Annotated in this window: 27 protein-coding genes and 3 tRNA genes; 13 read left to right on the top strand and 17 right to left on the bottom strand. The window is 66.2% G+C overall.

The annotated features are described in order from the left end of the window. Positions 1–9: 9 nt before the first annotated feature. The 8 genes from BGO82_RS07555 to BGO82_RS07520 all read right to left on the bottom strand — a co-directional run bounded on the left by BGO82_RS07555 (position 10) and on the right by BGO82_RS07520 (position 7,856). On the bottom strand, positions 10–1,068 hold the full coding sequence (locus BGO82_RS07555; protein ID WP_291304948.1) for a sugar phosphate isomerase/epimerase: 1,059 nt from the start codon (positions 1,066–1,068) through the stop codon (positions 10–12). A 135-nt stretch (positions 1,069–1,203) separates the two neighbouring features. Beyond that, entirely contained in the window at positions 1,204–1,530 is a 327-nt protein-coding gene (locus BGO82_RS07550) for a putative quinol monooxygenase (RefSeq protein WP_291304947.1), read from the bottom strand. 9 nt (positions 1,531–1,539) lie between these two features. Then, positions 1,540–2,688, bottom strand: a complete 1,149-nt coding sequence (locus tag BGO82_RS07545; RefSeq protein WP_291304946.1) for a Gfo/Idh/MocA family oxidoreductase — start codon at positions 2,686–2,688, stop codon at positions 1,540–1,542. 26 nt (positions 2,689–2,714) lie between these two features. Further along, positions 2,715–3,461, bottom strand: coding sequence for a sugar phosphate isomerase/epimerase (locus tag BGO82_RS07540; RefSeq protein WP_291304945.1), 747 nt, complete (start codon positions 3,459–3,461; stop codon positions 2,715–2,717). Between the two features lie 120 nt (positions 3,462–3,581). After that, a complete protein-coding gene (locus tag BGO82_RS07535; RefSeq protein WP_291304944.1) occupies positions 3,582–4,661 on the bottom strand; it encodes an ABC transporter ATP-binding protein in 1,080 nt (359 codons plus the stop codon). Between the two features lie 6 nt (positions 4,662–4,667). Beyond that, positions 4,668–5,576: a carbohydrate ABC transporter permease gene (locus BGO82_RS07530; protein ID WP_291304943.1), complete on the bottom strand. Its 909-nt coding sequence runs from the start codon at positions 5,574–5,576 to the stop codon at positions 4,668–4,670. Beyond that, complete coding sequence (locus tag BGO82_RS07525) at positions 5,573–6,505, bottom strand: sugar ABC transporter permease (protein ID WP_291304942.1); 933 nt, start codon at positions 6,503–6,505, stop codon at positions 5,573–5,575. Before BGO82_RS07525 ends, BGO82_RS07530 begins: the two co-directional genes overlap by 4 nt. A gap of 103 nt (positions 6,506–6,608) precedes the next feature. Beyond that, positions 6,609–7,856 (bottom strand): ABC transporter substrate-binding protein, encoded by a 1,248-nt coding sequence (locus BGO82_RS07520; protein ID WP_291304941.1) that lies wholly within the window; start codon positions 7,854–7,856, stop codon positions 6,609–6,611. 197 nt (positions 7,857–8,053) lie between these two features. On the opposite strand from BGO82_RS07520, the gene BGO82_RS07515 reads away from it, so the two are divergent. From BGO82_RS07515 to BGO82_RS07500, 4 genes are all read left to right on the top strand, one after another. Then, entirely contained in the window at positions 8,054–9,118 is a 1,065-nt protein-coding gene (locus BGO82_RS07515) for a LacI family DNA-binding transcriptional regulator (RefSeq protein WP_366246926.1), read from the top strand. 35 nt (positions 9,119–9,153) lie between these two features. Next, positions 9,154–9,229: transfer RNA gene (locus BGO82_RS07510), tRNA-Arg, on the top strand. A gap of 73 nt (positions 9,230–9,302) precedes the next feature. After that, complete coding sequence (gene msrA, locus BGO82_RS07505) at positions 9,303–9,827, top strand: peptide-methionine (S)-S-oxide reductase MsrA (protein WP_291304940.1); 525 nt, start codon at positions 9,303–9,305, stop codon at positions 9,825–9,827. 3 nt (positions 9,828–9,830) lie between these two features. Further along, positions 9,831–10,355 carry a GNAT family N-acetyltransferase gene (locus BGO82_RS07500; RefSeq protein WP_366246940.1) on the top strand — a complete coding sequence of 175 codons (525 nt, stop codon included), beginning with the start codon at positions 9,831–9,833 and terminating at the stop codon, positions 10,353–10,355. Here the strand turns inward: BGO82_RS07500 and BGO82_RS07495 are convergent. Next, complete coding sequence (locus tag BGO82_RS07495; RefSeq protein ID WP_291304939.1) at positions 10,330–10,776, bottom strand: SRPBCC domain-containing protein; 447 nt, start codon at positions 10,774–10,776, stop codon at positions 10,330–10,332. The two genes, BGO82_RS07500 and BGO82_RS07495, sit on opposite strands and share 26 nt — an antisense overlap. Before the next feature lie 130 nt (positions 10,777–10,906). Between BGO82_RS07495 and BGO82_RS07490 the strand changes: the two genes are divergently transcribed. After that, a complete protein-coding gene (locus BGO82_RS07490; protein WP_291304938.1) occupies positions 10,907–11,602 on the top strand; it encodes a hemolysin III family protein in 696 nt (231 codons plus the stop codon). A 172-nt stretch (positions 11,603–11,774) separates the two neighbouring features. Here the strand turns inward: BGO82_RS07490 and BGO82_RS07485 are convergent, their stop codons facing one another. Together BGO82_RS07485 and BGO82_RS07480 are read right to left on the bottom strand one after the other, a co-directional pair. After that, positions 11,775–12,191: a DUF192 domain-containing protein gene (locus BGO82_RS07485; protein WP_291304937.1), complete on the bottom strand. Its 417-nt coding sequence runs from the start codon at positions 12,189–12,191 to the stop codon at positions 11,775–11,777. Between the two features lie 64 nt (positions 12,192–12,255). Continuing rightward, complete coding sequence (locus BGO82_RS07480; protein ID WP_291304936.1) at positions 12,256–12,858, bottom strand: cold-shock protein; 603 nt, start codon at positions 12,856–12,858, stop codon at positions 12,256–12,258. Positions 12,859–13,056: 198 nt separating this feature from the next. Here BGO82_RS07480 and BGO82_RS07475 point away from each other — a divergent pair, with 198 nt between their 5' ends. The 4 genes from BGO82_RS07475 (at position 13,057) to BGO82_RS07460 (ending at position 14,567) form a co-directional block, all read left to right on the top strand. Next, a complete protein-coding gene (locus BGO82_RS07475) occupies positions 13,057–13,473 on the top strand; it encodes a VOC family protein (RefSeq protein ID WP_291304935.1) in 417 nt (138 codons plus the stop codon). A 103-nt stretch (positions 13,474–13,576) separates the two neighbouring features. Next, positions 13,577–14,026: a D-Ala-D-Ala carboxypeptidase family metallohydrolase gene (locus tag BGO82_RS07470; protein ID WP_291304934.1), complete on the top strand. Its 450-nt coding sequence runs from the start codon at positions 13,577–13,579 to the stop codon at positions 14,024–14,026. A gap of 343 nt (positions 14,027–14,369) precedes the next feature. Next, positions 14,370–14,444 (top strand) — tRNA-Glu (locus BGO82_RS07465). Positions 14,445–14,492: 48 nt separating this feature from the next. Further along, a tRNA-Glu gene (locus BGO82_RS07460) sits at positions 14,493–14,567 on the top strand. A gap of 59 nt (positions 14,568–14,626) precedes the next feature. Here the strand turns inward: BGO82_RS07460 and BGO82_RS07455 are convergent. After that, positions 14,627–15,082 (bottom strand): hypothetical protein, encoded by a 456-nt coding sequence (locus tag BGO82_RS07455; protein ID WP_291304933.1) that lies wholly within the window; start codon positions 15,080–15,082, stop codon positions 14,627–14,629. Between the two features lie 153 nt (positions 15,083–15,235). Further along, positions 15,236–15,496: a hypothetical protein gene (locus BGO82_RS07450; RefSeq protein WP_291304932.1), complete on the bottom strand. Its 261-nt coding sequence runs from the start codon at positions 15,494–15,496 to the stop codon at positions 15,236–15,238. 217 nt (positions 15,497–15,713) lie between these two features. Between BGO82_RS07450 and BGO82_RS07445 the strand changes: the two genes are divergently transcribed. Both BGO82_RS07445 and BGO82_RS07440 read left to right on the top strand, forming a co-directional pair. After that, entirely contained in the window at positions 15,714–16,931 is a 1,218-nt protein-coding gene (locus tag BGO82_RS07445) for an efflux RND transporter periplasmic adaptor subunit (RefSeq protein WP_291304931.1), read from the top strand. Positions 16,932–16,933: 2 nt separating this feature from the next. After that, positions 16,934–18,883, top strand: a complete 1,950-nt coding sequence (locus tag BGO82_RS07440) for a MacB family efflux pump subunit (protein WP_291304930.1) — start codon at positions 16,934–16,936, stop codon at positions 18,881–18,883. A gap of 31 nt (positions 18,884–18,914) precedes the next feature. Here BGO82_RS07440 and BGO82_RS07435 read toward each other — a convergent pair whose 3' ends face one another. Genes BGO82_RS07435 through BGO82_RS07425 form a run of 3 tightly spaced genes read right to left on the bottom strand, consistent with a single transcriptional unit; the run spans position 18,915 to position 21,417 of the window. Next, positions 18,915–19,640, bottom strand: a complete 726-nt coding sequence (locus BGO82_RS07435) for a FadR/GntR family transcriptional regulator (protein ID WP_291304929.1) — start codon at positions 19,638–19,640, stop codon at positions 18,915–18,917. A 26-nt stretch (positions 19,641–19,666) separates the two neighbouring features. Next, the gene (locus BGO82_RS07430; RefSeq protein WP_291304928.1) at positions 19,667–20,674 is read right to left on the bottom strand and encodes an ABC transporter permease; all 1,008 of its coding nucleotides are present in this window, start codon (positions 20,672–20,674) and stop codon (positions 19,667–19,669) included. A 2-nt stretch (positions 20,675–20,676) separates the two neighbouring features. Beyond that, entirely contained in the window at positions 20,677–21,417 is a 741-nt protein-coding gene (locus tag BGO82_RS07425; RefSeq protein ID WP_291304927.1) for an ATP-binding cassette domain-containing protein, read from the bottom strand. A gap of 267 nt (positions 21,418–21,684) precedes the next feature. Here BGO82_RS07425 and BGO82_RS07420 point away from each other — a divergent pair, with 267 nt between their 5' ends. After that, positions 21,685–22,677, top strand: a complete 993-nt coding sequence (locus BGO82_RS07420; RefSeq protein ID WP_291304926.1) for a sugar-binding protein — start codon at positions 21,685–21,687, stop codon at positions 22,675–22,677. Positions 22,678–22,832: 155 nt separating this feature from the next. Further along, entirely contained in the window at positions 22,833–23,861 is a 1,029-nt protein-coding gene (locus tag BGO82_RS07415) for an aldo/keto reductase (protein ID WP_291304925.1), read from the top strand. A gap of 51 nt (positions 23,862–23,912) precedes the next feature. On the opposite strand, the gene cckA is transcribed toward BGO82_RS07415, so the two are convergent. Beyond that, entirely contained in the window at positions 23,913–26,468 is a 2,556-nt protein-coding gene (gene cckA / locus BGO82_RS07410; protein ID WP_291304924.1) for a cell cycle histidine kinase CckA, read from the bottom strand. Between the last annotated feature and the right edge of the window lie 80 nt (positions 26,469–26,548).

The raw sequence follows: 26,548 nt of genomic DNA, 5'->3' as shown, positions 1-26,548 counted from the left end.
CTGTACCTCCTACCGATCGAGCCCGAGAATCTTGCGGTTCGCCGCAAGATCGGTGCCCGCTGCCGCGAAATCGTCAAACGCCTTCTCGGTGACTTCGATGATATGCGCGGCGATGAACGGCGCGCCCTCCGCCGCCCCCTGCTCCGACGATTTGATGGCGCACTCCCATTCGAGCACGGCCCAGCCGTCGAACCCGTACTGGCTGAGCTTGGAGAAGATCGCCCCGAAGTCGACCTGGCCGTCGCCCAGCGAGCGGAAGCGCCCGGCCCGGTTCACCCAGCTCTGGAAACCGCCATAGACGCCCTGCCGGCCGGTCGGATTGAACTCCGCGTCCTTGACGTGAAACATCCGGATACGGTCGTGGTAGATGTCGATGTAGTCGAGATAATCGAGCTGCTGCAGGATGAAGTGGCTCGGATCGTAGAGCAGGTTCGCCCGCGGATGGTTCTTCACCCGCTCGAGGAACATCTCGTACGTGACGCCGTCGTGGAGGTCTTCCGACGGGTGGATCTCGTAGCAGAGGTCGACGCCCTGCCTGTCGAACTCGTCGAGGATCGGCGTCCAGCGCCGCCCTAGCTCATCGAACGCCTCTTCGACCAACCCGGCCGGGCGCTGGGGGAACGGATAAAGATACGGCCAGGCGAGCGCGCCCGAGAAGGTCGCGTGCGCCTTGACGCCGAGGTTCTTTGACGCGCCGGCGCACCATTTGAGGTGCTGCACCGCCCATTCCTGCCGCTTCTTCGGATTGCCGTGCACCGCCGGGATCGCGAACCCGTCCGACAGCGTGTCGTAGGCCGGATGCACGGCGACGAGCTGGCCGACGATGTGGCTGGCAAGGTCAGTGATGGCGATGCCGTGCTTGGCCGCCGTCGCGTTCAGGTCGTCGGCATAGGCCTTGCTGGTCGCTGCCTTCTCGACATCGATGTAGGCACTGACCCAGGTCGGGATCTGCACGCCCTTGTAGCCGAGGTCCGCCGCCCATTTGCAGATATGGTCGAGCGTGTCGAACGGCGGCGTGTCGCCCGCGAACTGGGCGAGGAAAATCGCCGGGCCCTTGATGGTCTTCATGCTGTGCTCCCTTGGGTCGGACCGTGCCGCGCGCCGGCCCTTGATGTACGTGCCGCGACCCTTGCCAGATGGGGGTGAACTGTCAAGCGGCGCCGACCGGACGAACCAGTCCATACCGCCCGACGATCAGCATCCTCACGGTGTCCACGGACCGGGCGGATTGGCGATGAAATCGAACTCCTCGCCGGCCACCGCATAGCAGAGCCTGATCCGACCAACGAGGCGGCGAAGCTCGGTCTGCATCACCGCCATATGGGGGGTATGGCGATGTGCTTCGTGCGCCGCTTCGTTCCGAAAACCTTCGATGAGGATCACCACGTCCGGATCGTCCGAATGCAGGTGGTACTCGAAGAAGACACAGCCCTCTTCGCGCCGCGTCTGCTCCGCCGGTATTCGCATCACCGAGAGGAACTCATCACGGGTTCCCGGTCTGCAGGTCAGCCATCCGGTGATGAATTTCACACCTGTCCCCTACTTCAGCAGCGCCAGCGCGTCCTTCGGCTTGAGGGCGGCGGGGCGGACGCAGGTGGTGGTGAGCGTCACCACCTTGCCGGCCTCGCCGGCCTTGAGCAGCGAGGTCATGACGTCCACCGCGTGCAGCGCAACGTCGAGGCCGCAGCGGGCCGGCCGGCCCTTCTCCAGCGCCTGGATCATGTCGGCGAGGCCGGCCGTGCGGTAGTTGGCGCGCGGCATCGGCGTGTCGAGACCCTGGTTCGCCTTGCCGAACGGATGGTCCCACGGCTCGACCTTCTGCTTGGTTCCCGACTGGTCGGAAATCAGGATGTCGCCGCCGAAGAAGTTCGGGTCGGGCACGTAGACCGAGCCCTCGGTGCCGTAGAGCTCGATGTTGTGGTGGCCGTGGCTGTACGTGTCCCAGCTCGCCCCGATGGTGATGATCGCCCCGCTCTCGAACTCGAGGATGCCGTGGATGGTGGTCGGCGTGCCCACCTTGATCTTCTTGCCGTTCATCGGCGAGCCGGGGGTGGTGACGACGCGGTGCGTCCGGGCGCTGTTGGTGAACGAGGTGACCCGCTTCACCGGTCCGAGCAGTTGGATGAGGTCGGTGACGTAATACGGCCCGATGTCGAGGATCGGCCCGGCGCCCGGCTGGAAGAAGAAGTCCGGGTTGGGGTGCCAGTGCTCCATGCCGCGGCTCATCACGTGCGTGGTGCCGTGGGTGATCTTGCCCAGCGCCTTGGAGTCGATGATCGAGCGCACCTGCTGATGCGCGCCGCCGAGGAAGGTGTCGGGCGCCGAACCGACCACGAGGCCGCGCGACTCCGCCGCCTTCTTCAGCGCCTTGCCTTCCTTCAGGGTCAGCACGAACGGCTTTTCCGAATAGGAATGCTTGCCCGCCGAGATGGCGTCCATCGACACCTTGTAGTGCGTCGCCGGCACCGTGAGGTTCACGATCACGTCGATCTCGGAGTTCTTCAGCATCTCGTCCGGCGTCATGGCGTGGACGTTGAACTCCTCGCCACGCCGCTTGGCCGCCGCCGGGATAATGTCGGCGACGCCGCGCACTTCGAGCCCCTTGAACAGCGGCGCCAGCCGCAGATAGGCGCTCGAAATGTTGCCGGCCCCCATGATGCCGATGCCGTAAGTCTTGCCCTTGGCCATGATGATGTTCCCCTAAGGCTCCCCGCTCAGAGCCAGGCCTTGACCGCATCCATCGACCGGCGCGCGAACCGGATCGCGTCGGACGGCTTGTCGTGCTCGGCGACGAAATACTGCGCCTTGGTCTTCTGCTTGATGGTCTGCAGCAGCGACTTCCAGTCGAGCGTGCCCTGCCCCACATCGGCCCAGCCGTCTTCGTCGAGCGCCTGGCCGGCCGGCGCGATGTCCTTGACGTGCACGGCGGTGATGCGGTCGCCGAGCTTGTCCATCCAGGCCACCGGATCCTCGCCGGCCTTCACCACCCAGGCGAGGTCCATCTCCCACTGAATGTCGGGCGAAGCGCCCAGGATGATCTCGATCGGCGCCTTACCGTCGGCGCCGCGGGCGAATTCCCAGTGATGGTTGTGGTAGCCGAAGCCTTTGCCGGCCGCCTTGAACGCCGCTGCGATCTTCGCGAGGCCCGCCGCGAGCTTGTTCCAGTCGCCCTTGCCCTCGCGGTAGTCGGCCGAGGGCGGCGCCGGGCAGTAGACGGTCTTGATGCCGACGGCATCGACGATCTTGAGCGTCGCCGCGGTGTCCTCGAGCTGGGTGAAGCCCATATGCGCGGTCGGCATGCTGAGTCCTGCCGCCTCGAGGCTTTGCACCAGCGCCGCCGGATCGCCGAACTGCCCGCCCCAGCCCTCGACCTGGGTATAGCCCAGCGACTTCAAGGTCTTGAGCGTGTCGTCGAGCGACTTTTCGTTGCGGGCGCTGTAGAGCTGATAGGAAAAATCCATGATGTCTTCTTTCTAGATGCCCGCCCGCCGCGGTGGTGACCGAAGCGGGACAGTCCGTTGTAACGTTGTGATTGCCGCACAAGAAAGAGCCGCCGAAGCGCGTCCGGCGGCTCGAAGATTTCAGACGCGCACGCCGCTCTGGGCGTCGAACAGGCTGCCCCGCGCCGGATCGAAGCCGATGGTGATCTTCTGGCCGGGCGCCAGCGGAATGTCGGAAGAGCAGCGGAAGGTCACCGACTGGCCGGCCACCTTGGTCCAGCCCACCGTGTCCGAGCCCATCGGCTCGACGATCTCGATCTCGCTGTCGAGCTGGAACGGCATCTTCTTGGCGTCCTCGCCGACCGCGATGTGCTCGGGGCGGACGCCGAGGATGCCGTCGAGCTTGCCGACGCCGTCCTTTTCGAACTTGTAATTGCCCAGCGGGATGTTGAGCGCGTCGATGCTGAACGTCGACCCGTCGATCCGGCCGTTGAGGAAATTCATCGTCGGCGAACCGATGAAGCCGGCGACGAACAGATTGACCGGGTTGTTGTAGACGGCATGCGGCGTGTCGAGCTGCTGGATCACGCCGTTGCGCATGATGGCGATGCGGTCGGCCAGCGTCATCGCCTCGATCTGGTCGTGCGTGACGTAGATCATGGTGTTCTTGAGCCGCTGGTGCAGCCGCTTGATCTCGACGCGCAGATCCGAGCGCAGCTTGGCGTCGAGGTTGGACAGCGGCTCGTCGAACAGGAACACGTCGACGTCGCGCACCAGGGCGCGGCCGATGGCGACGCGCTGCCGCTGCCCGCCCGACAGCTCCGCCGGCTTGCGCTTCAGCAGCGGCTGGATCTGCAGGATTTCCGAGGCGCGGGCGACGCGCTTTTCGATCTCTTCGCGCGGCATGCCCGAGACGCGCAGGCCGAAGCTCAGATTGCGCTCCACCGTCATCTGCGGGTAGAGCGCGTAGGACTGGAACACCATGCCGATGCCGCGGTCCTTGGGCTCCTCCCAGGTGACGTTCTTGCCCGAGATGAAGATCTGGCCCTCGGAGATTTCCAGCAGGCCGGCGAGGCAGTTGAGCAGCGTGGACTTGCCGCAGCCCGACGGCCCCAGCAGCACCAGGAATTCGCCCGTGCCGACGTCGAGGTTGAGCCCCTCGAGCACCTTCACCGCGCCGAAGGCGAGGGTCAGATTCTTGACCGAAACGCTAGTCTGCACTGTGCCTTACCCCTTTACCGCGCCGGCGGCGATGCCGCGCACGAACCATTTGCCAGAGACGAAGTAGATGATCAGCGGCACCAGCGCGGTCAGCATGGTCGCGGCCATGTTGACGTCGTACTGGATCGTGCCTTGCGTGGTCTTGACCATGTTGTTGAGCTGCAGCGTCATCGGAATGTTCTCCGTGCCGGCAAACACCAGGCCGAACAGGAAGTCGTTCCAGATACCGGTGACCTGCAGGATGACCGCCACCACCGTGATCGGCACCGACATCGGCAGCATCACCTTGAAGAAGGTCTGCCAGAAGCCCGCGCCGTCGATGCGCGCCGCCTTGAAGATTTCGATCGGCAGCGACGAGTAGAAATTGCGGAACAGGATCGTCAGCAGCGGCATGCCGAAGATGGTGTGCACGATGATGATGCCCGGCAGCGTGCCGAACAGGTGCACTTTGCTCATGCCGATGATGATCGGGTAGATCACCACCTGGTAGGGCACGAACGCACCGAACACCAGGAGGTTGAAGAAGAACTCGGCGCCCTTGTACTTCCAGAAGCTGAGCGCGTAGCCGTTGATCGAGGCGATGATGATCGACACGATCACCGACGGCACGGTGATCTTCACCGAATTCCAGAAGCCCGGCGACAGCCCGGTGCAGTTGCGTCCGGTGCAGGCGTTGAACATGGCGTCGATCCACGGCTGGATCGTGGGTTCGCGCGGCAGGTTGAAGATATGCGCCTCGCGCACCTCGGGCATGGATTTGAGCGAGGTGACGAGCATCACATAGAGCGGCACGAGAAAGAACAGCGCCGCGATGACCAGGAAGGCGTAGATGCCGACCCGGCCCCACGACAATTGCTTGGGCTTGGCCCCGTGCGGGCCGGCGAAGCCGGTTGCGTCGAGCGCCTCGGCGGTCATGCGTTGATCCCCCTGCGGCGCGCCTGCACCGTGGTGACGATGGCGCGGATGATGAGTATCAGTGCGATCGGCAGCAGCAGCATGGTCGCTGCCGCCATGCCCTGCCCGACATTGAGGCGCACCGTGATGAAGCTGATGACGTACATGGCCGGCATCTGCGTCGCGATGCCCGGGCCGCCCGAGGTCATGGCGTAGACGAGGTCGAACGTCCTGACGATGCCGGTGAGTTGCAGCAGCAGCACCGTGCCCAGCGCGCCGCGCATCATCGGGATGACGATGAACAGATAGGTCCGCCAGGTCGGGATGCCGTCGATCTTGGCGGCCTTCCAGACCTCCTGGTCGACGCCGCGCAGGCCGGCGAGCATGATCGCCATGGTGACGCCCGAACCCTGCCAGATGCCGGCGACCACGAGGCCGTAGATCGCGGTTTCGCGGTGCACCAGCGGCGCCAGCGCGAAATCGGTCCAGCCGAGGTTGCGGATCGATTCCTGCAGCCCGAGGTTGGGATCGAGGATCCACTGCCAGGCGAGGCCCGTCACCACCAGCGACATCGAGAACGGATAAAGGAAGATGGTCCGGAACACGCTCTCGTGTTTGATGTTCTGGTCCATGAACACGGCCAGGAGGAAACCGAACACCAGGTTCACGCACAGCGACATGACGCCGAAGAACCAGATGTTGTTGACCGCCACCTGCCACAGCGAGGTCGACCACAGCCGGGTGTATTGCGCCAGGCCGACGAAATTGAAGCCGGGGAACATGCCCGAATTGGTGAACGACCAGATCACCACGAAGATGATGGCGACGAAGAACACGCTGAACGACACGATGATCATCGGCAGCGTCCCGATGATCGCGGCGTACGGGATCCGCCGTTTGCGCCTTGCCGGCGCCTCCACGGCAATGGCCGTGGTCGCAACGTCCGTCATCCGAGCTTCCCCCACCCCGCGGGCCGCGGCCCGGGTCAGTACTTATAGCTGAAACAGAACCGGGCGGCCCCGTTGCGGGGACCGCCCGGCGGAGATGGTCCGCTTACTGAGCGGCAGCCAGGATGTCAGCGTACTTCTGCTGCGCTTCCTCGACGGTCATCGAATCGTCAGTCCAGAACTGGCTGATCAGGTCGTTGAACGCCGACTGCGTGTCGGGGGTGAGCCAACGGTTGGAGTCGATCTGGATGTTGGCCGGATCCTTGATGATCGACAGGCCCTTGAGCATGCAGGGGTCGGCGAGCGACATGTCGACGTCGTCACGCACCGGCATGGAGCCCTTGGCGTTGTTGAAGTTCGCCTGCACCTTCGGCGAGAGCAGCAGCGAGGCCAGACGGAGCTGAGCCGCCTCGACATCGGGGTTGCCCTGCTTGGGGAACACGATCACGTCGCCCGAGGTGGTCACGAGCGGGTGGTCGGCCGGGAGAGCCCAGCAGACATAGTCCTTGTCCGGCACCTTGCCGGCAGCGCCGAATTCGCCACGAGCCCAGTCGCCCATGATCTGCAGCGCGGCCTTGCCCTGGATGACGAGCGCGGTGGAGTCGTTCCAGTTGCGGTTCGGCAGGCCCTCGTCGGTGTACTGCTTGAGGGTGCGGAAGTCGGTGAAGGCCTTCTTCATGCCGTCGCCCAAGGCGATCGACTGGTCCTTGTCCTTCAGCAGCTTGTCGCGGTTGGCCTGGCCGAGATCCTGCGTCTGGATGACGCCGAACGCCAGGTTTAGCTGCCAGCCGCCGCCGTCGCCGCCGGCCGCAAAGCCGATGATGCCGGCGTCCTTGAGCTTGGGCAGGTCGGCGATGTACTCGTCCCAGGTCTTGGGCACTTCGAGACCGGCGGTCTTGAACGCCGCCGGGGACACCCACGCCCAGTTGTTGGAGTGGATGTTGACCGGCACGCACCACCATTTGCCATCGATATGGCACGGATCGGAGATCGTCGCCGGACGGATGATCTTGTCCCAGCCTTCCTTGGTCGCAAGGTCGGTCAGGTCGAGCAACTGGTTGTTCTTGATCAGTTCTTCGTACTGACGGCCCGGATTGAACTGGGCGGCGCCCGGCGGGTTGCCACCGGCCACGCGCTGCATCACGGCCGCGCGGGCGGTCTCGCCCAGGGCGATCGCGTTATCGACCCAATGGTCGCCTGCACCGTCATTGTCGAAGGCCTTGGCAAACTCGTTGACGGCCCGTGACTCACCCGGCGACGTCCACCAGTGAATGACTTCGAGGTCCGTCGCCTTGACGGCCGTGCCGCCAAGCAGCGTGGCGACCGCAATGGTCGCCAGCGTAAACTTCATCATCTATGTGTCCTCCCAACATTGATTGGAAGCGGATGCCCCAACCCCTGCTGCCGGCCCGACGGCGACCCTGTTCAGGGTTCTCCCGGCCGGCGGCGTGAAATCGATTACACGAAACCGTCATCGAGTTCAATGCAATCGATTGCACGAGTGTCAGACACTTCTTGCTTGGCTGTCAAGATCGAATTACAGAGGCAGCCATGAGGCAGCGGAGAGGGGCGCTGTCACGCATGGAAACCACCAAGAAAATCCCGACAATTCAAGACGTTGCCCGGCATGCTAAAGTCTCTGCCGCAACCGTCAGCCGTGTCTTGAGCAGCCCCGACCGCGTCTCGGAACCGACCCGCGAGCGTGTGCACGTCGCCGTGCGCGAAACCGGCTATACGATGAACCAGGCGGCGCGCACTTTGCGCCTGCAGCGGGCCAAGACGATTCTGACGGCGATGCCCGGAATCGGCAATCCGTTCTACTCCACCATCCTCGACGCGGTGGTCACCGAGGCGACCAGCCGCGGCTACGGCGTGCTCGTTACCGGGCGGCTGGGCGACGACCCGTCCAAATGGCTGTCCGACTATTTCCTCTCCAACCGGGCCGACGGCCTGCTGCTGTTCGACGGCTTCCTCGACACCCGGCGGCTGCACGCCATCGCCGGCCTGGGCGGCGCGCTGCCGCTGGTCGCCGCCTATGACGAACTGCCCGATCCGCAGATCAATTCCGTCATCACCGACAATCTGCAGGCCGCCGAACGCGCCGTGGCGCACCTCTACGAACTCGGCCACCGCAGGATCGGCCACATCGGCGGCCCGTCGCGCAACACCTTCCCCAACGAGCGGCTGGTGGGCTACCGCAAGGCGCTGTTCGAGCACCGGCTGCCGGCGCGCGAGGAATGGGTGGTGTCGGGCGACTACAGCATGGAAAGCGGCAAGGCGGCCGCCGCGCATTTCGCCGCCCTGCCCGAGCGGCCGACGGCGGTCTTTGCCGGCAACGACGAGATGGCGATCGGCCTCATCGCCGCCCTGCGCCGGCACGGCATCGAATGCCCGCGCGACATCTCGGTCATGGGCTTCGACGACATCTCGGTGTCGCAGAACTACGCCCCCGCCCTCACCACCATGCGCCAGCCGCGCGAGCAGATCGGCCGCATCGCCACGCGTACGCTGGTCGATATCCTCGAGGGCACCCGAAACCGCCCCGAGCCGGTGCGCGTCGTGCTGAAATCCGAGCTTGTCGTGCGCGACAGCACCGCGCCGCCCCCCGAGGCGTGACGCGGCCGGGAGAACCGGCTACACCCCGACGCGACGGCCCCGTAGCTCAGCGGATAGAGCAGTAGCCTTCTAAGCTATTGGTCGGAGGTTCGATTCCTCCCGGGGTCGCCAACGAACACGTGATTTGCCGCGATCGCGCCGCGACACCACATCTGGCCGGCAAATCAGGACAATGGAGGGACGAATGGCTTCACGGACCGAGCGTGCAGTACTGGCCGGCGGGTGCTTCTGGGGGATGCAGCAACTGATCCGCCGGCAGCCCGGCGTGATCTCCACCCGCGTCGGCTATTCCGGCGGCGACGTGCCCAACGCCACCTACCGCAATCACGGCACCCACGCCGAGGCGATCGAGATCGTCTTCGACCCCGACAAGACGAGCTTTCGCAAGATCCTCGAATATTTCTTCCAGATCCACGACCCGACCACCAGGAACCGCCAGGGCAACGACCTCGGCACGTCCTATCGCTCGGCGATCTTCTACACCAGCGACGAGCAGAAGGCGGTGGCGCTCGACACCATCGCCGACGTCAATGCCTCCGGCCTGTGGCCCGGCAAGGTGGTGACCGAAGTGGCGCCGGCCGGCCCGTTCTGGGAGGCCGAGCCCGAGCATCAGGACTATCTCGAGCGCTATCCGGCCGGCTACACCTGCCATTTCCCGCGCTCCAATTGGGTGCTGCCCAGGCGGAGCGCGACGGTCGCCGCGGAGTAGCGGATTATCGCCCTGCCCCGGCTCGAGCTGCTGGCCTGGGACGACAGCGGCCTGGCGCTGCTCGAGGCCCTCAACACGCCTGAGGAAAAGCAACATCTTGGCGGCCCCGAAAGCGCCGCCAAGACCCTCGACCGGCACCGGCGCTACCTGACCTATCACCAGCCCGGCGAGGTGGAGATGCTGCGCATCGCGGCCGGCGACGACATCGTCGGGTCGGTCGGCTACTGGGCGCGTAACGACCGGGCCGAGACGGATTACGAGATGGGCTGGGAGCTGCTGCCGGCGGTGCACGGCCGCGGCTACGGCACCGCCGCCGCCCGGGCCTTGCTCGAGCGGTTGCAGCCGCTGGCGCGCTATCGCTACGTCTACGCCTATCCGACGCCGATCAACGCCGGCTCGAACGGCATCTGCCGCAAGCTCGGCTTCGAGCTCACCGGCGTCGAGGATTTCGAGTACCCCAAGGGCGTCGTGTCACCGCACAATGTGTGGCGGCTGGATCTGCCTAGCTGGACTCCGCCAGCCGCTTGAGTCTGGGCAGCACGTCCTCGGCCCAGCCGCGCGCCAATTGCTCGTAGAAATCCTCGATCGCCTCGCGCTCGAAATCGTCCCAGCCGTCATGCATCAGCCGCACGAAGCTGCGGTTCGTCCCCTCGGCGAACAGATTGATGTGCACCATGGTCTCCGGCGTCCCCGGCAGGTACCAGGAGAACTCGAATCTGAGCGGCTTCTGCAGCACCAGCACGTCGCACCAGGTCGACCCCTCGGTATCGCGCCTGGCCTTCTTGTCCGGGTCCTGCTGCATGAAGAAGGTGGTGCCCACCTGCGGCTTGTAATCCATGGCGCCAAGCCATTGCGGCACCGTCGATTCTCCCACCAGCACGTCCCAGACCCGCTCGACCGGCGCGGCGATCGAGATTTCGGCGATGATCGGCAGCAGCGGTTCGCCCATGGCGTTCTCCCTAACGGATGGTATGGCTCCCGCGCCGTGATTTCCCATTCGTTCACGACACGGAAAGATTGCCGACCATGTTAAGCCATATTCGTCGCCTTCCTGTCATGCTGGAAGCGAGGAGAAACCCGTGAATATCCCGGCGCACTATGCTGAGGTCCGTCCCTGGTGGCACCGCCGCCGGCAGTTCTCGCTGGCCGAGCTGATCACCGACGGCATCGTGCACGGCATCGGCCTCGCCTTCGCCATCGGCCTGGGCACGGTGCTGATCGTCTTCGCCGCCATCGGTACCGCCCGCCAGGAGCTGCCGGCCATCATCGTCTACGTGTCGACGCTGCTGACCGTGCTCTGCGTGTCGCTCGCCTTCAACCTGGCGCCGGTCTCGGGCTTCAAGAAGCTGATGGCGCGGCTCGACCAGGCGGCGATTTTCCTGTTCATCGCCGGCACCTACACGCCGTTCCTCGCCGTGCTCGGTGGCACCCGCGACGGCCAGTTGCTCACCGTGCTGGTGTGGGGCGCGGCGCTGGTCGGCGTCGCCCTGAAGCTGATCGTGCCGCAGCGTTTCGGGCGCCTCGCCATCCTGCTCTACCTGGCGATCGGCTGGAGCGGTGTTCTCGTCTTCCAGACGCTCGCGGCAGCCCTGCCGCCGGTCAGCTTCTGGCTGCTGGTCGCGGGCGGCATCACCTATTCGACCGGCATCGTCTTCCATCTGTGGGAGAAGCTCAAATTCCAGAACGTGCTGTGGCACGTCTTCGTGGTGGCCGGCTCGATCCTGCATTTGTGGGCGATCTTCGACTGCATGGTGCTGAGCCGGCTCGGAGCCTGATCCTCCCATAGCGGTTGGCCGAACGACCCTTCTTAAGGGTCGATTGGCCAGAGCGCAGAGAAAACTTGGTTGGCCGAACGACCCTTCTTAAGGGTCGATTGGCCAGAGCGCAGAGAAAACTTGGTTGGCCGAACGACCCTTGTTGAGGGGCGATCGGCCAGAGCGCAAGGAACTACTTTCCGACCCGCGAATTCTCGAACCTGTCGCCGACCTTGAGCCCGATCTCCTGCGACCGGCCGCCCGCGATCTCCACCACGAAGCGCACCGGCACCTCCGACGGAATGCTGGTCGGATCCATTGGCCGGGCGTTGACGTGGATGGTCTTCACCGTGCCGTCGGCGGCGATGAAGATCATGTCGAGCGGGATCAGCGTGTTCTGCATCCAGAACGCCGCCTGCTGCTCCTGATGATAGTCGAACAGCATTCCAGCATCGGGCGCGAGCGAGGTGCGGAACATCAGCCCGCGCTCGCGCTGCGCCTCGGTGTCGGCGATCTCGAGCGTGAAGGCGAAATCGCCCTTGGCGGTATGGAACACGCCCCGATTGTCGGCGCTGCAGGCCGCCGCCGCGCTCAGCAGCACGAGCGTCATGGCCAGGCGAACGGCGAACCAGGCCGATCGCAAATGGCGGAAAACTGTCATGTGAATGAAGGGGTTAGTGCGACGACGGCGCCTCGCCCCAGCCGTCGGGGCGAATTTCGGCGACCATCAGCCCCTTGGGGCCGGTGCCGTAGCGAACCAGCACGAACTGGCCCGGCCGGAGCTCGGTGATGCCGAAGCGGCGCAGCGTCTCCATGTGCACGAACACGTCGGGCGCGCCGTCCCCAGCCGACAGGAAGCCGAAGCCGCGGATGCGGTTGAACCACTTCACCTCGAGCCGCTCGAGCTTGCTCGTCGGCTCCACCGTGACATGGGTGCGTGGCGCCGGCATCTGCGCCGGGTGGCGCGCCGTGGATTCGTCCATCGACAGGATGCGGAACGCCTGCAAACCGCCGGGGCGGTTGAGCGCTTCGACCACCACGCGCGCGCCTTCGTAGGCAGTCTGATAGCCGTCGCGGCGCAGGCAGGTCACGTGCAGCAGCACGTCGGACCGGCCATCGTCGGGCACGATGAAGCCAAACCCCTTGGCCACGTCGAACCATTTGATGGCACCGGAAATCTCAATGACGTCGAGAGGGGCATTGGCATCGACCACCGCCGCATCATCAAGCGGACGGACTCCGGGCTTGTCGCCACCGGCTGGAAGTTTAGCCGCCATGCCCCCAACGCCTCTTCGAACTTGCCCGGTCGCAAACCCGGGTTACGCAGTCAATGGACTCACCTTGGCCGATTCAGATTCAAAAGTTAAGGAGTCCTTGCGATTTTGTTGAGTGGCCCCTTACCAATTCACAGCACTGTTGCGCCGATAGCGCAGAGCGCTGCATCGAACCGACCGGACACACAAGGAGACGAGCCGATGAAATATCTCCACACCATGGTGCGCGTCGCCGACATCGAAGAGGCCAAGCGCTTCTACTGCGACGGGCTGGGCCTGCGCGAAGTGCGCCGCAGCGACAACGACAAGGGCCGTTACACGCTGGTGTTCCTCGCCGCGCCGGGTGACGACGATGCGCAGGTCGAGCTGACCTTCAACTGGGATCCCGAGGTCTACACCGGCGGCCGCAATTTCGGCCATCTCGCTTATCTCGTCGACGACATCTACGCGCTCTGCCAGCACCTGAGCGAGCTCGGCTACACCATCCATCGCCCGCCTCGCGACGGCCACATGGCCTTCGTCAAATCGCCGGATGGCATCTCGGTCGAGCTGATCCAGAACGGGACTCTGCCGCCCCGGGAGCCGTGGCAGTCGATGCCCAACACCGGCACCTGGTAACGGCGCGCTAACCACGCGCCTTAGCAGCCGCTTCACCGCGTTTGCCTAGGATTGTTCCGAACTCGATCCCCCGCGGGGGACGGAGCGATCCTCGGAGCAATGGATGCGACGGCTATTCTTGGTGCTGCTCTGCGCGGCGACACTGGGCGCGTGCTCACTCTCGCCGTCGCGCGATCCCTACGCCGGCTACCAGCAGAACTTCGGCACCTACGTCACCAATTCGGGCGTCAACACCTTCTGCCTCGTGCCCAACCTCAGGCTCGCCATCTGGAGCATCGAGACCTTCTTCAGGAAGCGCGTGGTGGTCAGTTCGGGCTATCGCGACCCGTGGCACAATGCCGACGTCGGCGGCAAGGACGCCAGCTATCACATGAAGTGCATGGCGGCCGACATCTTCATCCCCGGCGTCGACAAGTCGCGGCTCATTGCCTACGCCTACCGCAACCCGCTGGTCGGCGGCCTCGGCTGCTATCCGGGCCGCAGCTTCATCCATATCGACGTGCGCAGCCGCCCGCGCGGCTGGGATCATCCGGTGACGTTCTCGGGCTGCTGATCAACAGCGGTTGGACGATCGGGCGCTCTTGCGACCGATCGTCCAGAGCGCAAACAAAACCTCTACCGGTTGGACGATCGGGCGCTCTTGCGACCGATCGGACAGAACGCAGACAAAAAACCTCTGCCGGTTGGACGATCGGGCGCTCTTGCGACCGATCGTCCAGAGCGCAAACAAAACCTCTGCCGGTTGGACGATCGGGCGCTCTTCGCGGCCGATCGGACAGAGCGCAGACAAGGCCATCGCCCAGGCGACGGAGAGATGCGCCGCGCTGCCCGCCGGATGAGCGGATTTGGCGCTTGCGCCGGCCCCGCTCCGTCTCTATAGACCGCGGGCGCCGGAGGCGCCCATCGTCTATCGGTTAGGACGCCACCCTTTCACGGTGGAGAGAGGGGTTCGATTCCCCTTGGGCGCGCCAGTCCTCGGTTGACGGGCAGCGGCGAAGCTTATACTTGGACCTGTCTCCGCGCCCATCGTCTAGCGGTCAGGACACCGCCCTCTCACGGCGGGAACAGGGGTTCGATTCCCCTTGGGCGCGCCACTCTCCCCGCCACTGTCGGAAAGACTGGCCCCGCACGCTGTCGCGCGGAGCCATAGCTGTCAGAACGGCGCCTTCAGGCGTTTCGCCTCGATGATCTCGCCGTCGCAACTGTCGACCAGCAGGCGGTAGCTGCTCATGCCGCGCCGGGCATCGACGGCGAACGCGTCATCGAGCTCGCGATAGTTGCGGAAGCGGCCAAAGCCCCGGTCGCTCAGATCGTTGAAGATCGCCCGAAGGCTGATGCAGTCGTAATAGCCCGGCGGGCCGTGCGGGCCATGCCATCCATGCCAGCCATGCGGGCCGCCGCCCGGCCCCCAGGGGCCGGGACCGCCCGGACCGCCGGGGCCCCATGGGCCGGGACCGGGGCCGAAGCCGGGAGGTGGCGGGGGTGGCGGCGGGTCGCCGATGGTGAATCCGAACTGGAAGGTCGGAGGCGCCGCCGTGGCGACTCCGACATTGGCGGCCGCCAGCAGCGACCCCAAGGCCAATGCGCCGATCAGGAGCTTGGTTCTCATCTATCCCTCTCAATGGCCACGTACCGTGGCCGATTCGCACACCGGACCTGTCCGCCGCTCACCCACCCCAAGGCCGTCGGCATCGCGATGTGCGCACGCACCGGCACCACGCCGGCCACGTTGTGTCGCCAATAGTGCTGGAAAAAGGAGAAATTACGCCGCGCGGGTCTGCTCGTTTACGCGCGTCGGCACGCCTGCGGTAGCCTTGCGGCTGTCCCACACCACCCAGTATTTGCCGTCGGCATCGGGCACCAGCACTTCGCTCGCCCGGTCCATGTGCGCCATGAACTGCGCCTGGTTGCGGGCTTCCATGGCGGCGGCCTCGCGGGTGTCGTGCGGCCCGTGGGCCCGCCCCTCGAAGTCCACCCACCATTTCCCCCGGCTCTGAATCACGATGTACAGAGCTGTCGCCATCTCAGGTCCCGCCGCACCACCCGAATGCCGTGGATTACCACGCGTCGCCGAGTCCGGCGCTGCGGCGTTTCCGTTACGCACAGAAGCTTTGCGGGGTGTGATGGCGGCGCCAGCGAATTACCAAAGCTTATGCCAGATTACTGATCGATAATGTTACTTTTACCGGCCGGACGACCATATTCGAGGCTGGAGCGCTCCTTGTGCCGGAGTGTGGATCATGGGTCGCGACATGAAGTTCATCATCCGCATCGCCATTGCCGTCGTCGTGCTCGCCGCCGCCGGGATCGGCGGCTGGATGTACCTCGCGCCCTCCGAGGCGCGGGTGGAGCCCTCGACCGTCAAGGTCGAGCGCGGCGACGTCGAGCAGACCGTGCTGGCGACCGGCTCGCTGCAGGCGAACTCGGTGACCAGCGTCGGCGCCGAAGTGTCGGGCACCATCCAGACGCTGTCGGTGAAGCTCGGCGACACGGTGAAGAAGGGCGACCTCATCGCCCAGATCGATTCCACCAACCAGCAGAACGCCGTGAAGTCGGCGCAGGCCTCGCTGCTGAACATGCAGGCGCAGCTTCAGGCCAAGCAGGCCGACCTGACCAGCGCCCAGGCCGCGCTCGAGCGCGCCAACAAGCTGGCGCCGCAAAAGCTCATCTCCGATGCCGACGTGATGACCGCGCAGGCCGGGCTGGCCTCGGCGCAGGCCGCCATCGCCTCGCTCAACGCCCAGATCAGCCAGGCGCAGCTCGCGGTCGACGACGCCAACCTCGCCCTCTCCCGCACCAAGATCACCGCGCCGACCGACGGCACCATCGTCGCCGTGCTGGTGACCGAGGGCCAGAGCGTCAACGCCAACCAGACCTCGCCGACCATCGTCAAGATCGCCAATCTCGACACCATGGTGATCAAGGCGCAGATCTCGGAGGCCGACGTGACCAAGGTCGCGCCGGGCCAGAAGGCAACGTTCACGATCCTGGGCGACCCGAACACCAAGATCCCGGCGACGCTGCTCTCGATCGAACCGGCGCCGGACGCGATCACCACCTCGGACACCGGTCTCTCCTCGTCCGACAACGCCGTCTACTACAACGGCCTGTTCTCGGTCGAGAACCCCGACCACCGGCTGCGCATCGCCATGACCGCGCAGGTGACCATCGTGGTCAATTCCGCCAAGGACGTGCTCACCCTGCCCGCCTCGGTGCTGACGGCCGGCCGCAACGGCACCTATCGCGTCGGGGTCTACAAGCCCGACGGCACCGTCGTTCCGACCCAGATCAAGGTCGGGCTCAACAACAACATCACCGCCGAAGTGAAAAGCGGCCTCAGCGAGGGCGACCTCGTGGTGGCGCCGCGCTCCTCCTCGGCGCCGGCCACCCAGACGGGCGGGCGCGGCGGCCGCTTCGGCGGCGGCCCGGCCATCTTCGGCGGCCCGCGCGGAGGCTGATCGTGGCCGCCCCGCTCATCCAGCTCCGCGGCCTCACCCGCCGCTTCGTCACGGGCGCCGAGACCGTCACGGTGCTCGACGACGTCAACCTCGACATCGAGGCCGGCGAGATGATCGCCATCGTCGGCCAGTCCGGGTCGGGCAAGTCGACGCTGATGAACATCCTCGGCTGCCTCGACCGCGCCAGCGAGGGGACCTACACCTTTGCCGGCCGAGATATCAGCAAGCTCGGTCCGGACGAGCTTGCCGAGCTCCGCCGCGAGCATTTCGGCTTCATCTTCCAGCGCTACCAGCTCCTCGCCGACCTCAGCGCCGTCGAGAACGCCGCCATGCCGGCGATCTATGCCGGCGTCGACAACGGCGCCCGCACGCGCCGCGCCACCGATTTGCTGGTGCGGCTCGGTCTCGGCGACCGCCTGCGCAACCGGCCCGGCGCGCTCTCGGGCGGCCAGCAGCAGCGCGTCAGCGTCGCCCGGGCGCTGATGAACGGCGGCGAGGTGATCCTCGCCGACGAGCCGACCGGCGCCCTCGATTCTCGCAGCGGCGCCGAGCTGATGGGGCTGCTGAAGGAGCTGCACGCCGAAGGCCACACCATCATCATCGTCACTCACGACCAGAAGATCGCCGAACAGACCGATCGGATGATCGAGATCAGCGACGGCCGCATCATCGCCGACACCCGCACCGGCGCCGCCGCCACGCCGGCCGGCGCGCAGGCCGCCCGCAAGGGCAAATTCTCGCCGTTCCAGGTGTTCGACCGCGGTGTCGAGGCACTGCGCATGGCGCTGCGGGCGATGTCCGCGCACAAGCTGCGCACCTTCCTCACCATGCTTGGCATCATCATCGGCATCGCCTCGGTGGTGTCGGTGGTCGCCCTCGGCCAGGGCAGCCAGCAGATGGTGCTCGAAAACATCGCCTCGATCGGCACCAACACCATCAACATCTATCCCGGCACCGGCTTCGGCGACCGCGGCCAGGGCCGTATCCGCACGCTGGTGGCCAGCGATGCCGACGCATTGGCGAAAGAGCCCTACGCCGACAGCGTCACCCCGCGCGTGTCCACCAACCAGTCGATCCTGTTCCAGAACGTCGCCGTGAACGCGCAGGTCTCGGGCGTCGGTGTCGACTATTTCCGCGTCAACGGCTCGACCCTTAACGAGGGCGGCGAGTTCGACAGCACCGCGGTCGACGAGCGCGCCCAGGTGGCGGTGATCGACACCAACGCGCAGACGGCCATCTTTACCCACGGCGAAAACCCGATCGGCCAGGTGATCGTGGTGGGCAAGGTGCCGGTGCGCGTGATCGGCGTCGTCGCCGTCACCTCGACCTTCGGGCCGGGCAGCTCCAACCCCTCGATCTATCTGCCCTACACCACGGTGATGGATCGCATTCTCGGCCAGCATTACCTCAGCCAGATCACCGTGCGCGTCGCCGACAGCGCCGACATGGACACCGCCGAGACCGAGATCACCGACCTGCTGACCCGGCTGCATGGCGGCAAAACCGACTTCTTCCTGCAGAACACCAACACCATCCGCGACACCATCCAGTCGACCAGCCAGACGCTGACGCTGCTGATTTCGGCCATCGCCGTGATTTCGCTGATCGTCGGCGGCATCGGGGTGATGAACATCATGCTGGTGTCGGTGAGCGAGCGCACCCGCGAGATCGGCATCCGCATGGCCGTGGGCGCGCGCCGCGGCGACATCCTGCGACAATTCCTTACCGAAGCGGTGCTGGTCTGCATCGTCGGCGGCATCGCCGGTATCGCGCTGAGCTTCGGTGTCGGCTTTGCGCTGACGCAGTTCCTCTCGGGCGCCCGCGTCTCCTACTCCACCCTGTCGATCGCCGCGGCGCTGCTGTCCTCGACGCTGATCGGCGTGGTCTTCGGCTTCATGCCCGCCCGCTCCGCCGCCCGGCTCGATCCGGTACAGGCGCTGGCGCGCGAATAGGAGCGTCTCCGGGAAAGGCGTACCCGGCGCCCTATCGCGCCCCGTCGATGCCGGTCTGCACCACCGCCTGCATGGCCTTGCGGGCCGCGTCGGGATCGCGGGCGGCGATGGCGTCGACGATGGCGCGGTGCTGTGCCACCGAGGCCTTGAGCCGGGCCGCGCTCTCGACCGGCGAGGACGCGGTGAGCATGGCGACCAGCGCCACCTCGATCAGCGTCGAGATCGACAGGAAGAACGGGTTGTTCGCCGCCTCGGCCACCGCCAGATGCAGGCCCAGATCGGCGTCGACGAAATCCTGCTGGCCGATGTCGGGATTGTCCATCCGGCCCGCCCAGTCCTCGAGCCCCTGCAATTGCCCGGGCGTCCGCCGGCTCGCCGCCAGCGCCGCCGCCTCCGGCTCGAGCGCCATGCGCATCTCGCCCAGATGCTTGAGGAATTCCGGCGCAAAGCCGATGCGGGCGTGCCAGACCAGCACGTCGGGATCGAACAGGTTCCAGTCGGCGCGCGGCCGGACCCGGGTGCCGATCCGCGCCTTGGCCTGCAGCAGCCCCTTGGCCGACAGCGTCTTCAGCGCCTCACGCAGCACCGTCCGCGACACGCCGTAGCGTTCGATCAGTTCGCCGTCGCCCGGCAGCAGGCTCCCCTGCTGCTGTGCACCGGACACGATCTTGAGCCCGAGGTCGTCGACGACGCGCGAGGTGTGCGAGCGCGCCGGCCGCGCCGTCTGGTACTGGTGTGGACTGGGCCGTTGCGGCACCGGGCAAGCCTCCGCGTGCCGTCAAACTACTCCCGCGACCTTAGCTGGCGAACGCGTTCGAATGCCACAGCGATGATGATGGCAAGACCGATTACCGTCCCTTGCCAGAACGGATTGATCCCGAGCAGGCCGAGGCTGTTGCGGATGATCTCGATCAGCGCCGCGCCGACCAGCGCGCCGATGGCGGTTCCGGTGCCCCCGATCAGGCTCGCCCCGCCGATTACCGCCGCAGCGATGACCTGCAGTTCCATGCCGGCGCCGATATTGGTGGTGACCGCCCCGAGCCAGCCCGTCTCGACGATGCCGGCGATCGCCGCCGTCAGCGACGAGATCATGAACACCACCACCTTGATCGGCCGCACCGGGATGCCGCTGAGCTCGGCCGCATGCTCGTTGCCGCCGATGGCGAACACGTGCCGCCCGAACCTGGTCCAGCGCAGGATGAAGCCGGCGATGGCGGCGAGGATCAGCGTGTAGATCACCGGCAGCGACACTTGCGCGCCGAGGATGTTGAGCGAGCCGCCCCCGAGATAGAGCAGCTTGTCGTGGTCCGGTCCGAACTGGAACACCGTCTGGTTGTTCGACACGATCATGGCGAAGCTGCGCCCGGCCGACAGCATGCCCAGCGTCACCACGAACGATGGAAACCCCAGATAGGCGATCAGCACGCCGTTGAAGAGCCCGACGCCGAGGCCGGTCAGCAGCGCCGCCGCCACGCCCACATAGAGCGGCGCCCCGGCATGCATCACCGTTGCGATCACCATCGAGCACAGGCACAGCACCGAGCCGACGCTGAGGTCGATGCCGCCGGTGATGATCACGAACGTCATGCCGAGCGCGATGATCGCCGTGAAGGTGAAGTTGCGGGTGATGTTGAAGACGTTCTGCGGCGTCAGGAACGCCCGCGTCTCGAAGCTCAGGAAGACGCAGGCGAGCAGCAGCGCGATGAACACCCAGAAGGCCTGGCTGCTGAACAGCGCCGACGTCCAGGTGTGCTGCCGCTTGGCGATGGTTTGCTCGAGGGTCATGGCCATGGTTACACCTGTTCGATCGCGCCGGTGATGAGGCCGGTGACCTCCTCCGGAGAACTGTGGGCAATACGTTTGTCGGCGACCTTGCGGCCGCGGCGCAGCACCACCACGCGGTCGCCCACCGAAAACACGTCGGGCATGCGGTGGCTGATCAGGACGATTGCCACCCCCTGGTCGCGCAGGTGCTTGATGTGGTTGAGCACCTCGGCCACCTGCCGCACCGAGATGGCCGCGGTCGGCTCGTCCATCAGCACCACCTTGGCCTTGCTGAGCATGGTGCGGGCGATGGCCACCGCCTGGCGCTGGCCGCCCGACATCTGCCGGATGAGGTCGCGCGGCCGCGTTTCCGATTTGAGCTCGGTGAACAGCTCCGCCGCGCGCCGATACATCCCCTGGTAGTCGAGCACGCGCAGCGGCCCCATCCCCTTGCGCATTTCGCGCCCGAGGAAGACGTTGGCCGCCGCCGTCAGATTGTTGCACAGCGCCAGATCCTGGTGGACGATCTCGATGCCGTGGCGGCGCGCGTCGACCGGCCGGCTCAGCGCGATCTCCTGCCCGTCGAGCTTCATCGACCCCGAGCTCGGCAGGAAATTGCCCGCCATCATCTTGACCAGCGTCGACTTGCCCGCGCCGTTGTCGCCCATCAGCCCGACGACCTCGCCGGGCTCGAGCGACAGCGACACCTCGTTCACCGCGTGGATCGCCCCGAAATGCTTCGAGATATTGTTGAGTTCAAGAACCGGCACGTTGCGTCAGCCCTCCCCTGTCGCCAGCCGGTTTTCGGCTGGCCTGCCCCGCCAACGATGAAGGCCTCTCCCCCGAGGCCGACCCCGCGCAAACCTTGCAGCGGTCAAATTGGTCGTCAACGCGTGCGCAGTCAATAAAAAGTATGACTTATTATTGACGAACGTGCCTCAGCTTGCTTAGCTCGCCCCCGTAGGGTCGTTTGGAGGCCGGTGGCCGTCTTGGGGCGGCGCCGGGAACGAACCCTCCGTTCAAAGGGAGGACTACCGATGAAGAGTCTCATTCTGCTGGCGGCGACCGCCGCGCTGGCCTTGGCCGGGCCGGCGGTTGCGCAGGACAAGAAGCAGCTCGTGATCGTGGTGAAGGGGCTCGACAACCCCTTCTTCGAAGCGATCCACCAAGGCTGCCTGAAGTGGAATTCGGAGAATGCCAGCTCCGAATATGAATGCTTCTACACCGGCCCGGCGTCCACGTCGGACGAAGCCGGCGAGGCGCAGATCGTCGCCGACATGCTGGCCAAGCCGACCACCGCGGCCATGGCGATCTCGCCCTCGAACGCGCCGCTGATCGCCCAGACCATCAAATCGGCCAATCCGCAGATCCCGGTCATGACCGTGGACGCCGATCTCGCCAAGGAAGACGCCGGTCTGCGCAAGAGCTATCTGGGCACCGACAACTACCTGATGGGCAAGCGCATCGGCGAGTACGTCAAGAAGGCGATCCCGAACGGCGGCAAGGTGTGCACCATCGAAGGCAACCCCGCCGCCGACAACATCCTGCGCCGCGCCCAGGGCTTCCGCGACGCGCTGACCGGCAAGGACGGGCTGACTGCCCTCGCCGGCGAAGGCGGCTGGACCGAAGCGCCCGGCTGCCCGGTGTTCACCAACGACGACGGCGCCAAGGGCGTGCAGGCGATGACCGACATCCTCGCCGCCAACCCCGACCTCGTCGCCTTCGGCATCATGGGCGGCTGGCCGCTGTTCGGCGCGCCGCAGCCCTACCGTGACCTCGTCGGGCCGCTGAAGGACAAGCTGGCCAGCAACAGCTTCGCCATCGGCGCCGCCGACACCATCGGCGACGAAGTGGCGATCGCCAAGGAAGGCCTCGTCACCGCCCTCGTCGGCCAGCGGCCGTTCGAGATGGGCTACAAGGCGCCCTCGGTCATGATCAGCCTGATCAAGGGCGAAAAGGTCGACGATCCGGTGTTCACCGGCCTCGACGAGTGCACCAAGGACAACACCGACACCTGCATCCAGAAGTAGGTCGCCGGAACATCAGTCTCCTCGGCGGGGGGCACGCTTCGGCGTGCCCCTTGCTTTTTGGCATGCGCCGCATGCGACCAATTATTGTGTCGAGACGGCTTTGCCGGGCGGCACTAACATGTCAGTGTCCGCTCGCCCGAATGCAGAGGATTCCAATGGTCGTGTTCAACAAGCGCAAGGTCGGCAGGACGGCGCTCGAGGTCACCGAATTCGGCTTCGGCAGCGCCACGCTGGTGGGCGCCGGCGGCACTATGGTGCCACCCGAGCAGGCGATCGCCACCATCCACGCCGCCCTCGACGCCGGCATCGGCTATTTCGACACGGCGCCGCATTACGGCTTCGGCCGCGCCGAGCACCTGCTCGGCGATGCCCTGCGCTTTTCCGACAAGCCGTTCGCGCTCTCGACCAAGGTCGGCCGGTTGCTGCGGCCGGTGCGCTCGGATGCCGAGCGGACCGTGCAGCACGGCTGGACGCAGCCCTTTCCGTTCGAGATCGCCTACGACTACAGCTATGACGGCATCATGCGCTCGTTCGAGGACAGCCTGCAGCGGCTGGGCCTGGGCAAGATCGACATCCTGCTGGTGCACGACATCGGCACCAAGACCCACGGCGTCGAAGGCAACCGCCGGCACTGGGCCGACCTCGCCGGCGGCGGCTACCGCGCGCTCGACGAGCTCCGCCGCCAGGGGCTGATCTCGGCCATCGGGCTGGGCGTCAACGAATGGCCGGTGCTGATGGACGCGCTCGCGATCGGCGACTGGGACGTCTTCCTGCTCGCCAACCGCTACACTCTGCTCGAACAGACCCCGCTCGATCCGCTGTTCACCACCTGCCGGGAGCGCGGCACCTCGGTGATCGCCGCCGGCCCGTTCGCCGCCGGCATCCTCGCCGGCACCAACATCTGGGGGCCGGCGACCGGCGCCTACCAGGCCGCCCCGCCGGAGATCATGGCGCGCGTCGAGGCACTGCGCGAGGTCTGCCGCAGCCACGGCGTGCCGCTCGGCGCCGCGGCGCTGCAATTCGCCCTGACCCATCCGGTGGTGTGCTCGGTGCTGACCGGCCCGAAATCGCCGGACGAGCTGCGGCAGAACCTCGACTGGTGGACGACGCCGATCCCGCCGGCGCTGTGGCGCGATCTCGTCACCGCCGGCCTGGTCGAGTCGAACACGCCGCTGCCGGCCTGACGTCACCAAACCCGCCGTCGCGCGTTGGCGTGCATAGGCTGCGACGCCGTTCTATTGCAGCGTCTGCGCGCCCTTGCCCAGCACTTCCTTGACCTTGGAGTTGATCTGGTCGAGCGAGTACGGCTTGGCCAGGAACTCGACCGAGCGGTCGTCGGCGATGTCCTGCCGCACGCTCTCTTCGGCATAGCCCGACACGAAGATCACCTTGAGGTTGGGCAGCCGCTCGCGCACCTTGATCAGCAGCGCCGGCCCGTCCATCTCGGGCATCACCACGTCCGAGATCATCAGGTCGATCTGCCCGCCGATATCGGCCAGGACGTCGAGCGCCTCCTCGCCGCTGTCGGCCTCGAACACCTCGTAGCCGGTGGCGCGCAGCGCCCGCGCCGAGAACGAGCGGACATTGTCCTCGTCCTCGACCAAGAGGATGCGTTCATGTCCGGTAAGGTCCTTGACCACCGCGGCCTGCTGCCGGGCGACCACCTCGCCCTCCGCCGGCACGTGCCGCGGCAGGAAGATCCTGAACACCGTGCCCTTGCCGACTTCGGATTCGGGATAGATGAAGCCGCCGGTCTGCTTGATGATGCCGTAGACGGTGGAGAGGCCGAGCCCGGTGCCCTTGCCGAGCTCCTTGGTGGAAAAGAACGGCTCGAAGATCTTCTCCATGATCTCCGGCGTCATGCCGGTGCCGGTGTCCTCCACCTCGATCAGCACGTAGTCGGCGGCCGGCATGCCGGTGTAGCTGAGCCCCGCCGCCTCGGCCTCGGGTACGTTGCGGGTACGGATGGTGATCGAGCCGCCATTGGGCATCGCGTCGCGGGCGTTGACCACGAGGTTCACCACCACCTGCTCGAGCTGCACCAGATCGGCCTTCACCGGCCAGATCGCCGGACCGTGATCGACGTGCAGCGCGATCTGCTCGCCGATGAGCCGCTTGAGCAGCACCGTGAGATCGTCGACATGCGTCGGGATTTCGAGGATTTGCGGCCGCAGCGTCTGCCGGCGCGAAAACGCCAGCAATTGCCGGGTGAGGCCGGCGGCGCGGTTGGCGCTCTGCTTGATCGACATCAGATCGGCAAAGCTCGGATCACCCGGCTTGTGCTTGAGCAGCAGCAGGTCGGAAAAGCCGATGATGGCGGTGAGGACGTTGTTGAAATCGTGCGCCACGCCGCCGGCGAGCTGGCCCACCGCCTGCATCTTCTGGCCCTGCGCGAACTGCGCCTCGAGCTTGCGCTGCTCGGTCATGTCGAGGGCGTAGACGTTGACCCGCTCGGGCGACCCCTCGGCCTCCTCGGAGCCGGAAATGTAGAGCCGGATGGCATGCTCGCCCTCGCGGCTGAGCTGCGCGTCGACCGGCTCGATCTCGGATTTGTTGGCGAGCGCCGCCTCGAACGCCTCGGCGAAGCGGGCGCGGCTCTGTTCGCCGAGCAGCTCCGGCATGGCGACCCGGTCGAGCGGCTTTTCGCTGCCCGACCAGTCGAAGATGCGGCTGAATGGCGCGTTGGTGCGGATGATGCGGCCATCCTTGTCGAGGGTGGCGATGGCGAACGGCGTGTCGTTGAAAAACCGCGAAAAGCGGATTTCGGAGGCACGCAGCGCCTCTTCGCCCTGTACGCCGTTGCGCCGGTCGAGCACCAGCGTCCGCGTCTCGCCCAGCTCGCCGTCGGCCATGCGCGCCGCCCGGTGCAGCAGCCGTACCGGAAACGAGGTGCCGTTCTGCTTGACGAGGTCGATGTCGATGATCTCGGTGCGGATTTCGCCGTCGGCCCGGCCGCGCATCAACAGGCTCGCGCCGTCGCCGCGCACGATGTCGCCGAGCCGCACCGTGCCCGCCTCGAACTCGGCGAGGTCGTGGCCCAGCCAGTCGGCCAGCGTCGAGTTGAGATACTGCACCCGCCCCTGCGGATCGGCGGAAAAGAACCCGGCCGGCGCGTGGTCGAGATAGTCGATCGCCCGCTGCAGCTCGAGAAAGGCGTTGTCCTGCCGCTCGCGGTCGCGCGTGATGTCCTCGACCGACCACAGTACCAGCGGCCTGCCAGCATCTTCGGTTTGCGGCAGCGCCCGCACCGCCAGCCGGTACCAGACCGGCTTGTTGGAGCCGCCCAGCGAGCCGCCGAGACCGCCCACCAGCCGCACGTCCTCGGTCGCGGGGCGGCCATCGCGCGCCGCGCGCGACAGCCGATAGATCGCCTCGCTGGCTTCCGGCTGCCCGGCGAACAGCCGCGGTACCCCGACCGGCACCCCTTCGCTCACCCCGCCGGCCAGCTCGCCATACTGTGCGTTCACGTAGGAGATGCGGCCGTCGCGGTCGCTGACCACGGCCCCGAACGGCAGGCTGTCGACGATGGCGCGCGACAGGGTCTGCGTCTCGCCCGCCGACGAGAACCGGAAAATCCCCGCCGTCAGCGCGAACAGGCAGAACACGCCGACCACCGCGAGCAGGCCGACGAACACCAGGATCACGTCGGGCGGGATGTATTCGCCCAGCGTCGAGATCGCCACAGCCACGACGATGAACGCCGCGGCCAGCGCCACCACGCGCCACAGGCCGGAGATGTTGCGGGTGCGGGAAAGCAGCGGGCTCGGATAGTTGTCCTCGTCAGCCGGCATGCTGGACATCCATTCGCCCCTCGCTCGCGGCCGAATCACCGCCCCAAAGCTCTAGCAAATGGCGGAGTCACCCTCTAGCG

The organism is Devosia sp. 67-54 (assembly GCF_001899075.1).
Taxonomy (GTDB): Bacteria; Pseudomonadota; Alphaproteobacteria; order Rhizobiales; family Devosiaceae; genus Devosia_A.
The sequence above is the reverse complement of the archived record's forward strand: the minus strand, read 5'-3'. Positions and strand labels throughout refer to the sequence as shown.

Coding starts and splice junctions, on each gene's coding strand:
- BGO82_RS07415 (WP_291304925.1), top strand. CDS start 22,833: ATGGTCGTGTTCAACAAGCGCAAGGTCGGCAGGACGGCGCTCGAGGTC.
- msrA (WP_291304940.1), top strand. CDS start 9,303: ATGGCTTCACGGACCGAGCGTGCAGTACTGGCCGGCGGGTGCTTCTGG.
- BGO82_RS07530 (WP_291304943.1), bottom strand. CDS start 5,576: ATGACCGCCGAGGCGCTCGACGCAACCGGCTTCGCCGGCCCGCACGGG.
- BGO82_RS07445 (WP_291304931.1), top strand. CDS start 15,714: ATGGGTCGCGACATGAAGTTCATCATCCGCATCGCCATTGCCGTCGTC.
- BGO82_RS07430 (WP_291304928.1), bottom strand. CDS start 20,674: ATGGCCATGACCCTCGAGCAAACCATCGCCAAGCGGCAGCACACCTGG.
- BGO82_RS07420 (WP_291304926.1), top strand. CDS start 21,685: ATGAAGAGTCTCATTCTGCTGGCGGCGACCGCCGCGCTGGCCTTGGCC.
- BGO82_RS07475 (WP_291304935.1), top strand. CDS start 13,057: ATGAAATATCTCCACACCATGGTGCGCGTCGCCGACATCGAAGAGGCC.
- BGO82_RS07515 (WP_366246926.1), top strand. CDS start 8,054: ATGAGGCAGCGGAGAGGGGCGCTGTCACGCATGGAAACCACCAAGAAA.
- BGO82_RS07555 (WP_291304948.1), bottom strand. CDS start 1,068: ATGAAGACCATCAAGGGCCCGGCGATTTTCCTCGCCCAGTTCGCGGGC.
- BGO82_RS07450 (WP_291304932.1), bottom strand. CDS start 15,496: ATGGCGACAGCTCTGTACATCGTGATTCAGAGCCGGGGGAAATGGTGG.
- BGO82_RS07470 (WP_291304934.1), top strand. CDS start 13,577: ATGCGACGGCTATTCTTGGTGCTGCTCTGCGCGGCGACACTGGGCGCG.
- BGO82_RS07485 (WP_291304937.1), bottom strand. CDS start 12,191: ATGACGCTCGTGCTGCTGAGCGCGGCGGCGGCCTGCAGCGCCGACAAT.
- BGO82_RS07525 (WP_291304942.1), bottom strand. CDS start 6,505: ATGACGGACGTTGCGACCACGGCCATTGCCGTGGAGGCGCCGGCAAGG.
- BGO82_RS07545 (WP_291304946.1), bottom strand. CDS start 2,688: ATGGCCAAGGGCAAGACTTACGGCATCGGCATCATGGGGGCCGGCAAC.
- BGO82_RS07495 (WP_291304939.1), bottom strand. CDS start 10,776: ATGGGCGAACCGCTGCTGCCGATCATCGCCGAAATCTCGATCGCCGCG.
- BGO82_RS07540 (WP_291304945.1), bottom strand. CDS start 3,461: ATGGATTTTTCCTATCAGCTCTACAGCGCCCGCAACGAAAAGTCGCTC.
- BGO82_RS07520 (WP_291304941.1), bottom strand. CDS start 7,856: ATGATGAAGTTTACGCTGGCGACCATTGCGGTCGCCACGCTGCTTGGC.
- BGO82_RS07480 (WP_291304936.1), bottom strand. CDS start 12,858: ATGGCGGCTAAACTTCCAGCCGGTGGCGACAAGCCCGGAGTCCGTCCG.
- BGO82_RS07455 (WP_291304933.1), bottom strand. CDS start 15,082: ATGAGAACCAAGCTCCTGATCGGCGCATTGGCCTTGGGGTCGCTGCTG.
- cckA (WP_291304924.1), bottom strand. CDS start 26,468: ATGCCGGCTGACGAGGACAACTATCCGAGCCCGCTGCTTTCCCGCACC.